This is a genomic window from Enterocloster sp. 210928-DFI.2.20 (assembly GCF_020554465.1).
Lineage (GTDB): Bacteria > Bacillota > Clostridia > Lachnospirales > Lachnospiraceae > Enterocloster > Enterocloster bolteae.
This window is the reverse complement of record NZ_JAJCHK010000016.1, coordinates 1-11,468: the sequence shown is the minus strand read 5'-3', so window position 1 is coordinate 11,468 and position 11,468 is coordinate 1. Positions and strand designations below refer to the sequence as shown.

Annotated in this window: 12 protein-coding genes; 1 reads left to right on the top strand and 11 read right to left on the bottom strand. The window is 47.4% G+C overall.

From position 1 onward, the window contains the following. Positions 1 to 227: 227 nt before the first annotated feature. The 6 genes from grdA to LI015_RS15305 form a co-directional block, all read right to left on the bottom strand. The gene (gene grdA, locus LI015_RS15330) at positions 228 to 701 is read right to left on the bottom strand and encodes a glycine/sarcosine/betaine reductase complex selenoprotein A (RefSeq protein ID WP_080548683.1); all 474 of its coding nucleotides are present in this window, start codon (positions 699 to 701) and stop codon (positions 228 to 230) included. A gap of 128 nt (positions 702 to 829) precedes the next feature. Further along, a complete protein-coding gene (trxA, locus tag LI015_RS15325) occupies positions 830 to 1,147 on the bottom strand; it encodes a thioredoxin TrxA (RefSeq protein ID WP_002565763.1) in 318 nt (105 codons plus the stop codon). 33 nt (positions 1,148 to 1,180) lie between these two features. Continuing rightward, positions 1,181 to 2,122: a thioredoxin-disulfide reductase gene (gene trxB / locus LI015_RS15320; RefSeq protein WP_002565762.1), complete on the bottom strand. Its 942-nt coding sequence runs from the start codon at positions 2,120 to 2,122 to the stop codon at positions 1,181 to 1,183. A gap of 205 nt (positions 2,123 to 2,327) precedes the next feature. After that, positions 2,328 to 3,635, bottom strand: coding sequence for a glycine reductase complex selenoprotein B (grdB, locus tag LI015_RS15315; RefSeq protein ID WP_080548684.1), 1,308 nt, complete (start codon positions 3,633 to 3,635; stop codon positions 2,328 to 2,330). Between the two features lie 9 nt (positions 3,636 to 3,644). Next, positions 3,645 to 4,925: a glycine/sarcosine/betaine reductase component B subunit gene (locus LI015_RS15310; protein ID WP_002565760.1), complete on the bottom strand. Its 1,281-nt coding sequence runs from the start codon at positions 4,923 to 4,925 to the stop codon at positions 3,645 to 3,647. A gap of 4 nt (positions 4,926 to 4,929) precedes the next feature. Continuing rightward, positions 4,930 to 5,325, bottom strand: a complete 396-nt coding sequence (locus tag LI015_RS15305; RefSeq protein ID WP_002565759.1) for a GrdX family protein — start codon at positions 5,323 to 5,325, stop codon at positions 4,930 to 4,932. A 405-nt stretch (positions 5,326 to 5,730) separates the two neighbouring features. On the opposite strand from LI015_RS15305, the gene LI015_RS15300 reads away from it, so the two are divergent. Next, on the top strand, positions 5,731 to 6,753 hold the full coding sequence (locus LI015_RS15300; protein WP_002570817.1) for a sigma-54 interaction domain-containing protein: 1,023 nt from the start codon (positions 5,731 to 5,733) through the stop codon (positions 6,751 to 6,753). A gap of 110 nt (positions 6,754 to 6,863) precedes the next feature. Here the strand turns inward: LI015_RS15300 and LI015_RS15295 are convergent, their stop codons facing one another. The 5 genes from LI015_RS15295 to LI015_RS15275 all read right to left on the bottom strand — a co-directional run bounded on the left by LI015_RS15295 (position 6,864) and on the right by LI015_RS15275 (position 11,391). Continuing rightward, a complete protein-coding gene (locus LI015_RS15295; RefSeq protein WP_002565757.1) occupies positions 6,864 to 7,490 on the bottom strand; it encodes a guanylate kinase in 627 nt (208 codons plus the stop codon). A 55-nt stretch (positions 7,491 to 7,545) separates the two neighbouring features. Beyond that, a complete protein-coding gene (locus LI015_RS15290) occupies positions 7,546 to 9,063 on the bottom strand; it encodes an aminotransferase class I/II-fold pyridoxal phosphate-dependent enzyme (RefSeq protein WP_117627188.1) in 1,518 nt (505 codons plus the stop codon). Beyond that, entirely contained in the window at positions 9,060 to 9,596 is a 537-nt protein-coding gene (locus LI015_RS15285) for a DNA topology modulation protein (RefSeq protein WP_002565755.1), read from the bottom strand. The genes LI015_RS15290 and LI015_RS15285 overlap by 4 nt, the downstream gene beginning before the upstream one ends. Positions 9,597 to 9,671: 75 nt before the next feature. Next, a complete protein-coding gene (locus tag LI015_RS15280; protein WP_117627187.1) occupies positions 9,672 to 11,171 on the bottom strand; it encodes a DUF4153 domain-containing protein in 1,500 nt (499 codons plus the stop codon). Then, positions 11,161 to 11,391 (bottom strand): helix-turn-helix domain-containing protein, encoded by a 231-nt coding sequence (locus LI015_RS15275; protein WP_002565753.1) that lies wholly within the window; start codon positions 11,389 to 11,391, stop codon positions 11,161 to 11,163. Before LI015_RS15275 ends, LI015_RS15280 begins: the two co-directional genes overlap by 11 nt. Positions 11,392 to 11,468: the final 77 nt, after the last annotated feature.

The window sequence follows — 11,468 nt, the reverse complement described above, 5'->3', positions numbered from 1 at the left end:
TCACCATAATTTATGACATCTAGTACTGCGTTGCGCAAGTCTCAGTCCGCGGCCGCCTTCGCTCCGCCGCAAAGTACAGCTATGTATCATACTGGAACTTGCGCAATGCAGTACTAGCATAGTTGTGCAATAAAAACCCATTGATTGCACAAAACCCCCGGAGACCCCATGAAGAGCCTCCCGGGGAATTACATCTAATGTAACTGTTCTGGACCGTTACATTTTAATTATAAATATTTGCAATACTGCTCTCTGATGGAAGACATCTCCTTAGCGATGTCATCAACGTCCATAACCATCTCCATCATGCTGATCTGATCGTCATAAACGCTGCTGTCAACCTCATCTTTGATCTCGTTCTCACAAACATGGAATACACTTAGTCCCAACTGGACTCCTGCTAGAGGACCTGCAAAAGTAGGATCGCCTGCTGTAACGGTTTCTGCAGCTAAACCAGCTGCCTCACCCTCTGCTGCTCCAAGAACAACTACAATGTTCTCAGCGCCGTACTGCTCAGCGAAATCTTTAACTCTCTTCTGATTTTCCAGATCCATAGCACCAGCGGCCGTTCAGACGAAGCACTCAGTTGAAGAATATACAACTTCAGCGCCTGCGGTCTTTACGCATTCTTCTATGGCTGGTCCCGGAATACCGTCACGGTCTCCGATGATGATGACTTTTTTGTCTTTCAAAATTGCCATATCCGTTTTCCTCCTTATTTTATTTTTGGTATTTGATTTGGCTGCCGGGTATTGCCCCGGCGCCATAATATAGACAAACGTCAGTATTGACGGTTGCTAGTAAAATAATGCGGTTGTCTGAGGACAAATTATAAGTTAGCCTCAATCATAGCCTTGATGTTCTCAACAGTTGCGTCGTCCTTAACGCACTCAGCAACCTTCTCGCCGCCCTTGTAGATAGCGATAACAGGAAGACCAAGAATCTTCTGTCCGATTGCCAGACGGCGTGCCTTGGTGGTGTTTAAAGAGGTGAATTTGATCTTATCGCCGTAATCACCCTCCATAGCATGGATATGTGGCATAAGAGCCTGGCATGGTACACATCCGTCACCGTAGAAGTCAACCAGTACTGTGCCTTCAGCTTTCAATACTTCTTCTTCAAAATTGTCCTTGGTTAAATCTACCATTGGTATTACCTCCCTTTCTCAACTATGAATCACTTATTTCTGCTCTGCAAGCCATCTCTCAACCTGCATGGAAGCGATTGCTCCGTCTGCAGCAGCAGTAACAACCTGTCTTAAGCTCTTTACACGGATATCGCCAACTGCGTACACGCCTTCCACATTGGTGTGCATGTCTTCGTCGGTCTTGATGTATCCGCGGTCCATCTCCAACTTGCCTTCGAACAGTTCGCTTCTTGGGTTGTATCCGATGAAGCCGAATACGCCGAACAGGCCGTCGTCTTCGTCTGCATCAATTCTTGTAAGCTCGCCTGTCTTAACATTCTTAACAGTCATGCCGGAAAGGATGCCGTCTCCGTGAAGCTCTTCCACAACTGTATCCCACATAAAGAACAGCTTAGGATTCTTGAACGCGCGCTCCTGGATGGATTTTGCCGCACGCAGCTCATCACGGCGATGGATAACAGTAACTTTTCTTGCAAACTTTGTCAGGTACATGGCTTCCTCAACAGCAGAGTCGCCGCCGCCAACTACGAATACTTCCAGATCCTCGAAGAAGGAAGCATCGCAGGTTGCACAGTAGGAAACACCCTTGCCCATAAACTCGCCCTCGCCCTTGCAGCCGATTGGCCTTGGGAAAGCGCCGGTAGCAATGATCAGGGTACGTGCCTTATAAGTTCCGTTGCTTCCAACCAGTGTCTTTACCGGACCTTCGATATCAACGCTGACAATGGTATCGCTGACACGCTCAGCTCCAAACTTCTCTACCTGCTTGGTCATTCTTTCAATCAGGGAAGGACCGCTCTCGCCGTCTACCATCTGTCCGGGATAATTCTCAATCTCGTCTGTAATGGCAATCTGGCCGCCGTCTTTTCCTTTTTCAATGAGCAGCGTATCAAGACGCGCTCTTCCTGCATAGATTCCAGCTGCAAGTCCGCCAGGACCTGCACCCAGAATGATGACATCATAAATCTTGTCCATCAGAATATCTCCTTACACATCAATTGAATTTCAGGGTTCACAAAATGCCGCTTCAAATAACATTTTATCACTAAACAGGCAGTTTGCAAACTCTTTTTTGTGCAATTACACCATTTTCAGAACGTTGTTGAATCATACCATGGTAACTTTAGGCACCATTGGAAGGACCGGTCAATGTTCTTTTTACGGATTTCTAAATTACGGTTTACTCAAATACAGTCTGCTCTGTAACTGGAGTCTCCAGTGCTGTCAGAGCCTTGGTCAGTATATGTCTCCTGATTTCCTTCTCTTCTTCCATGGTCAATGCAGGATTGCCAAGAGGATGAGGAATAGCGATAGCAGGAACAATACGGTTAGCTCCTACTGTCAGTGAAATCGGAACTACAGTTGCAATATGAACTACAGGGATTCCTGCTCTTTCAATTTCTTTTACCATCGTTGCACCGCAACGTGTACAGGTACCTCAGGTAGAGGTCAGAATGACCGCATCTACCCCGTCATTCCTCAGCTCCTGTGCGAACTCTGCAGCGAATCTCTTGGAGTTAGCTACGGATGTACCGTTTCCAACTGTGGTATAGAAATATCTGTGCAGGCTGCCGATTTTTCCTTCTTTTTCAAATTCTCTTAAAACGTCAACAGGAAGGACTCTGTCTGCGTCTTCGTTTGCATATACTGGATCGTATCCGCCATGAGCAGTCTCATAGGTAGCTTCTGTCAGGTCCATGACACCGTCGATGTCATACTTGCCGTACTTGGAAGCACTGGAGGACTCGATGTGGTCCGGGTTGCCCTTTGGTACGATACCGCCGGAGGTAACCAGAGCGATTTTTGCATGAGCCATATCTTTAACAGCCGGATTCGGATCTACTCTGTCGAAGTCAGGCATTGGGAACTCGGTTGTGAATTCCTTGCCGGACAGCTTCTTAATCAGCATCTCTACTGCTCTCTGAGAGCCTCTCTTGTCCTCAAAGAAGTTGACACGGATGCCGTTTGGCATATAGCCCTCTTCCTTGGAAGAACCAAGCTTCTCACCCTTGGCAAGCTTAAGTGCCAGAGGAGCCATGGTGGCAACTGCACTTCTCATGCCGGCTGCGCTGTTCTTGGTCTCAACCACATATACTTTGGTCTTGTACATGTCAGCGCCTGGGTTCTCTTTGTACATACCAGTCAGAACCGGAAGGTTTAACTCTTCCTTAACTGCCAGTGCAACAGTACCGCAGGCAACGCCGTAACGTCCTGCATTGAATGCCGGTCCGCAGATAACTGCGTCTGGCTTCTGGCTGCTGATCATATCCAGAATGGTCTTTTTAGCAGCTTCAACGTTCTCGTTGAAATAGGAGTCACCGCAGATAACGGTAGCTACGATTTCTGCTTCTTCTCCAAATGCCTGGTTGAACGCCATACCAGGGCCTACAATGCCTTCTCTTAATTCTGGCTGGTAATCAGCCTTTTCCTCGCCGCCGATGTTAGCGAAGAACTGGTTAATATAATGAACAATTCTTAACTTTGACATCTTATCCTCCTATCTGGCACTTAATTTATTGAAGCCCATCTCATTTGTTGCTCCTGTGATTACCTGAAGCTCAGCAACAATGGAACCGTCTTTCTGTAAGCTTCCGTCGAATCCGCCTGCAATGATATCAGCAACCTCAGGATATCCGATTACTTTATCCATTGCCGGTAAGTTGATGACCATGTTTGCGTTTCCGCCTGTAACAACAGCATTAGCGCTTGCATCTGCATCTGCTAAGGACTGGGAAGCACCGTCGCGGCCTGCGTACTCATCTGTGATGATAACAGTCTTAACGCCTTTTGCTTCAATTTTCTTGCAGTTCATGATAAGGTCAGTATCTGGGTTACCGAAGCCCTCCTGGGAAACGATAGCGCCGTCAACGCCTAAGAACTCGCAAAGTTTGGATGTCCAGTCAGAAGAACGCATCTTGTCAGCAAGGTATACGTTCTCGTTGGTGATGATTACACCTACAAAGTTCAGGGTCTTTCCGTGCTGTTCAAATAAGTCTGCGATAACAGGATTGTTAAGGTGATGATAGGTTGTGTTCTTATCGCATGCAGATACGCAGTTACCGCTTAAGATAGCACCATCCATTAATTCGGTTGGGTTTAAGATGGTTGGCAGGGACTGCTTCATATCTACTCCGTATACATATGTATCATGCATCAGGCCCTGGCTCTGAAGCATAAGTACGTAAGCTACTCTTGGAAGCTCAGGATACTTTTCAATTCCTTCTTTAACGGAACAGGTCTCATATACCTTAACTTCATCAGGCTCTACGTCCTTAGCCAGCTTGCCGATATAATCAGCAGCCTTCAGGCCTGCGAATCTGACAGCCTTCTCATGAGCATGCTTTGCAAGTCCGTCAATTGGCTCGCATACAACAACCAGGTTGTTTAACTGGGAGAATGGTGTGTACTTAGCTCCCTCACCGCACATGTCGATGATACCTTCCTGGAAGCCAACAATCTTACCTGTGGTAACAACTGCGGAACCCTTTAATACGTTGGTCCTTCCGCTTCCCACTGTCTCCACCTTGGAAATAACGCCTGGGAATAAGTTTCCACCTCCGTTGACTTTTACACGTGGCTCGATCACGTCCTTTACTGGCATGATACGGACACTCTCTCCTGGTTTTGCAATCTCCAGCTCAACGGACTTCAGGTTTTCATCTTCCAACAAAAGTGCCTTCAACTCTTCTGCATTAACATAAATAGTTCCGTTTTCCACTTTTGATTCCGATGCAAACTGAATGTCGTTAATCTGAACGCACCCCAACTCAAGTTTCATCTAATCACTCCTCCTTGTATATTATTTTTTTTACAGCTCCTTCAATCAAGGATAAATCCACGTCCCTGAAGTCTTCCAGTATATTTTCCGGCCAATCAGGAGTCCGTCTGTCCTTCATGAATTTCTCACAGGACTGAATACTGTTCTCCATCACCATCTCAAACTGGTAAAATTCTTCTTTTTCAACCTCAGAGTCGGAAATTATGATTGTTTTGTAAGGAATCTGGTTAGGCTTCAGGCTCCCTGCCATAGGATGGGTTTCCAGGCGATAACCTTTATGTATATAGTTTCTCACCTTGATTAACACATCAATGTAGGAACCGTTTTCCAGGAAGTCCACTTTTAATTTGTCCTGATATCTGTCCCTGCACTTCACGTTGTTTGTCACTACGATGTACATGATGTTTCACCCTTTAGATCTTTCTTATTTATTAGGCATAGGATTCCATTCCACATAATATTAGAGCAATTATCGTGCCAACTTTTTCTAAAGCGGGATTTTTTTTATTTTTTTACCTTTTAACCAACGGAAATACATTTTTTCTATCGGGTTTCCGTCCTTTATAGGTTTTCTATATTGTCTATTTTGTCATTCTTTTAACTTCTGGCCATTTTAAATTTCCTTTTTTTCATGAACTATTTTTCTTGATAGTGAAATAAATTTCAGTTATAATAGGGGGTAGGGAGGGATTCTTTTTATTTTTTGCTTCCACATTTCCCTTCTTTTACAATTTTCATGTTAATTTTTTCTCAATTTTATGCATAATTAATAATTTTTTAAAAATCAAGTACAGGAGACACGCTTATGGACGAAAACGATATGAAAAAAAAGTTTTTTTTCAACACAAAATCCCCTGCCTACCGGAGGGCATTGGAAGACTGTGAACGTGTGGCAGCTTCCAATGTAAACGTCCTCCTTATCGGTGAATCCGGTTCCGGCAAGGATGTGGCTGCACAGTATATCCATGCCTGCAGCCGCCGTTCCGATATGCCGCTCATAGCGGTCAACTGTAATGCCTATACGGAATCCCTTCTGGAAGCAGAACTGTTCGGCCATGAACAGGGCGCGTTTACAGGCGCCATCAAGGGAAGGGCCGGAAAATTCGAGCTGGCTGATAAGAGCACCCTGTTCTTAGATGAAGTGGGCGACATCAACCTGACCACCCAGGTAAAGCTTCTGCGGGCCATTGAGACAAAGAGAATCGAGCGAATCGGCGGCAACAACAGCAAGCAGCTGGATTTCCGGCTGATAACCGCCACCAACCGCGACCTGGTGGCCAAGGTCCGCAACAGTACGTTCCGCGAAGATTTCTTTTACCGTATCAGTACCATTGTCATCCGCATCCCCGCCCTCAAGGAGAGGAAGGAGGACCTGGTGGACATGATTCACTTCTTCCTGGAGGAATCCCAGCGGGTAAACCAAATCAGAATCGACAGCATCGACGAGAAGGCCTGGGATTTTCTTATTAATTATGATTATCCGGGCAACATCAGGGAGCTGAGGAACCATGTGGACCGGATGGTGGTCCTCTCCAAGAACCATGTCATCACCACGGAAGGAATACCGATTCTCTATAATCTGAAGACAACAGATGACGACAGTCCTTCCACCGCCTTTACCCAGGCAGGAATCGTCCCCTGGCGGGAATTCAAGCGCCGCAGCGAGAGGGAGTACCTTCAGTGGGTACTTAACCAGATGGGGTGGAACATATCAGCCACCGCCTATAAGCTGGGCATCAGCGCCAGGCAGCTGTTTAATAAGATTAATGAATATAATCTGGAGAATCCGCAGACCGGAAGACCCCAGAAGCCGGTGCACAGTATCTGAGGCCAGGTGGCGCACTGATTCTTTACATAATAATTTTTCATACAAAAATAACGTGCTGCGAAAGCCGAATCCAGTTGGCTTTCACAGCACGTATTTTATAATATCCGGCTTCAGATGTCCTGAACTTCCGGCTGTCCTGCATTTGATTGCGTATGGCAAACTCTCCCAATCTCCTGCACAATTTCCCTGAGACAATCCTCCAGCACTACATTTTCATACTGCCTTGTTATATTGCTCTGTTCCAGATGGCTGGGGCTGAAATCCTCCTCATCTGCCAGAAAACGCCTGCACATTTCCTTATACTTAGGCACGGTCTGCTGCTGCTCCCGTTCCAAAGCCCGACGCAGCCTCAATCCATCCTCTACATGAATATAGATAGGAACAAGGGCTTCCTCTCCATAATAAGCACGCATCTTCCCGTAGGATTCCAGAGTTCCCATAATCAGATAATTGCCTGTTTTCAGATCGATCTGCCCATCGTCCGCTGTAAAATAACTCCACGGGCCGTATACCGTGTCATACGTCCGGCATTCAATTAAAATACCATCTTTCCTGCACTGGTCCAGATAGGAGGGGTCCACAAAAAAATACTCCACCCCATTGTGTTCCCCGTCCCGTATGGGTCTGGTGGTATACATGGTAACTGTCTTAAGTTCCGGCATTCTGCTGTGGAGCTTCTTATATATGGTATCTTTTCCCGAGGCACTCTTGCCCATGACATAAAATATCTTTCCCATGATTCTCTCTGCACTTTCTAATCTCAGTCAGTTCTCATTCCGTCTTAATATAAAATCAATCCTTCTGCACAACCCGGATGGTCCTTAGGGATTGGTCCGCAGGCCCCTGTACCGGAAGCCCCTTATCCCTGTATTCCAGGATTACTTCCAGAATGGGTCTGCTGATCCATTCCCCGGGAGCCACAATGGGGATACCCGGCGGATAAATATAGACAAACTCCCCGGAAATACACCCTGCGCTGTCCTCCAGACCGACAGACGCCATGTTCTCCTCCATGGCTTCTCCCATGGACATGGCCGTGTCGCACCGCATACTGTATACACTTTTCTGGTTCCCGCTGCGCCCGTCTGGTTTATAACCGGCATCCGTCAGTTGGCTGTCAATCCTGGTCAATGCATCCCCCAGCCGCTCCAGGCCTTCCCCGCTGTCCATAACCGTGGTAATGGCTGTCACGTAATCTGCCCCGCACATCTCCATCTCCAGGTGATATTCTCTGCGCAGAATGTCATCCAGCTGCGCGCCTGTAAATCCGGTCAATCCATCTTCTGCCGGATACAGGCAGGTTCCCCTGGTAGACACCACGATTTTGGAGATATCCAGGTCCCTGATTCCGGCCTGTCCTATAAGCCCTGTATCCGCAAGACGAAGATGCCTCATCTGACCCAGCCTCCGGCGCAGCTTGTGAAGCTGTTTCCCATAGGGCGCCATATCCGTCTGTTCCATCTGGTATATACTGTTCTCTATACTGGCCATTAGCACATAAGAAGGGCTGCTGCTCTGCACCATATGGATATACCGGTCAATCCGCTCCCTGTCTGCATAGCATCCTCCGTCCGGCCGGTTGCATTTAATATGGAGCAGGGCTGTCTGGGTCAGGCTGGGAAGGGTCTTGTGGACGCTCTGAATCACCACATCTGCTCCCAGGTCCAGGGCAGACACAGGAAACATGGCGTCATAGCGGAAATGGGCGCCGTGGGCCTCATCCACAATCAACGGAAGCCCGGCCCTGTGTACAATCCGGGCAATGGCCTCTATATCGGATACAATTCCGTCATAGGTCGGACATACGATAAGTACGGCCTGTGTATCCATATACCGGTTAAGCATCCTGTCCACATCTTCAGCCGTAATTCCTCCCTGTATCCCCAATCCTTCTATCTCCTGTGGATAAACATAAGAGGTTTTCAGCTGATTCAGACAGATTCCATGGTACACGGATTTATGGCAGTTCCTGCTCACCAGGATTCTCCCGCCTCTGGGAACGGATCCGCATACTGCTGCCAGTATCCCGCCGGTACTTCCATTAATCAGATAATAGGTCTGGTCCGCACCGTAGACATCTGCCGCCCATTTCATGGAGTCCTTTAAAATGCCCTCTGGATGGTGAAGATTATCAAACCCCTCAATCTCCGTTATATCCACTGCAAAGGGATTTGTAAAGGAGTCCACGCAGGAGTTCATAAAGGAATCCTCCGGCCCCGTCCTGCGCTTATGCCCTGGCATATGGAAGGGATACATGTCCGACCTGGCATATGCGGCCAGGCGGTTAATCAGAAGTTCTTCCTGTCTCATCCCAATGTCCTCTCACGGCTTCTCAATATCAGCCTTGTCATGCTGTCCTTCAGCTGTTTCCGGTTGCGGACCACCAGCGTCTTATGGGGATATCTGGCTTTAATGGACCGATAGCTGTGGTTCTCATCCCTCCCGTCACGGAGAATCCATTTCACAAAGTCCCAGTCAATCTTCTCCCGGCAGCCCTCTGCCATGCTCTCCCTGGTTTTATCCCTGTATTCCAGATACCGTTTCACCGCCTGCCACAGGCAGATTCTTCTGGTATAGTCCATAAATACAATGAGATCCGCTTCCTCCAGACGCCGTTCCTGGCAGAATTTAGCGTAGTTTCCGTCAATAATCCAGCCCGTGTCCTGATTCTCATTCAGAAATTCCTCTGCCATACGTTTTGCTTCTTCCCGGTTTCTCTCTTTCCATCCGGGCTCAAATTGTATCCTGTCCAAATACAGAACCGGGCAGTCGTAGAGCCTGCCCAGTTTCTTAGCCAGTGTGGATTTCCCCGCACCGCTGTATCCCATCACTGCTATTTTCATATTGTCAGCTCCATATCATCCGCGTTTTTCTTTTCATAGTATACATGAAAAACCATGGGATTCATAGAGAAATTCTCAGAGTTTATTTCTGGCTTTCAGTACTGAAAAATTAAAGGTCCTGAGTCCCATGGGGTTCCCATCATCCCAAACCTCGTATCTTTTGGCATACCAGGACAGAAGGCGCTCCTTTATTTCGGAATCCTCCATTCCCTCCAGGGCCGGTGCGGCATCTGTGGAAAGGCGCATAAAGTCGCTCTGCTCCACCCCGGCAATGCTGTCCCTGTGCGCCACATTATAGCGGGCTGTTATATAGTCCGGCCTCATCCAGGCAAATACCAGATAAAAGGAGGATACCACAGCCAGGCAGAACCGGAACAGAGGAAACTCATGATTGAAAATAAGAATTACCACCCCTGCCATGAGCACAAACAGCATGGCCAAAAACCATAGAACCAGAATTCTGAGAAATGTCAGCTGGTACTGCTGTACATATAGCACCATTCTATACACAGCGGATGCCAGCATCACATAGGTACAGAGGCTGACCAGAAGCAGAAATCCATTTAACAGCACATGTTCCCGAAAATACTTAAGACACATGAGTACCATCACAAGGTTCAGGACAGCCACAAAGAGAAGCTGGAAAAATCCCTGTCTGGCGTACTGGGAATAGGTCATCCCCTCCGGCAGGCTGCCCTTTCCCATAAAAAGATACACAATCTGGATGACACAGAATACCAGATAAACCAAACCCACCATGGCCATGAAGCTGACCGCTGCCACCGGCGAATGCCTGCGTACATTGACCATCCCGTCGCTGATGCTTCCTCCATAGGCACTGCAGACCAGACAGTACATGGCCAGTGACCAGAATACGGTCTGGATCACCACCATGAACAGGGTAACCGGATTGAGGAACTTTGAAATGACAACTGACAGCATGTTCCTGAATACCATATCAGCCCCAGACAAGAGCACACACAGGAATATGACAGCCGGTACAGCCGCACAGGCGCCTGCCAGCAGCCGGAACACATTACGGCTCCGTTTATCCTTAAGGGACAGTATATATTCCCCTAAATGACGGAAGGGGTAGAGAACCATTCCCACGGCCTGAGCCAGATACAGAACAATGGAAGCCATGTATTTTCCTATATTCCACTTATTATCCTGATGGCACTGGTGAAGGATGAAAATACAGAACAGCAAAATCAGAGCCAGACGGTTCATATAATAACCAACTGCCATATTACCCGTAAAACAGGCGGAAAGCCCAATCAAAAGGGATACGGCTGCCAGCAAATAAGAATCCTTCTTGATGGGCACCCCCATTTTTCTGAATATCAGAAATGCAGCCCCATAGGTCACCGCCACAAACAAAGGGACTGTAATCCCCAGAGGATTCCGAAACAGGCAGAAGCTGGCGCTTACACCATAAAAAATGCTGAGAACGCCGAAAAAACCAAACTCCTTTCCAATCCGCTGCAGACGTGCGCCTAATTTCTCCTCTGCCCGTCCCCCTGTGACCTTTACTTCCCCCTGGGCTGTTGCGGTCAAATACATCTTATCGTCCATTCTCATCCTCTCCTTCCTCTTGTTCATAACTTAATATATCTCCCGGCTGGCAGTCCAAAGCTTTACAGATCGCCTCCAGGGTGGAAAACCGGATTGCCTTTGCTTTATTATTTTTCAGGATGGACAGATTTGCCATGGTAATATCCACTTCCGCAGACAATTCCTTCAAGCCCTTTTTTCTCCTGGCCATCATTACATCCAGATTTATTACAATTCCCATGTCATTCCTCCCTGTCTATATGATAATCTCTCGGAATCTCTAAGCCAGTAAATATAAGGCTTTCAGATTCCTTTTTT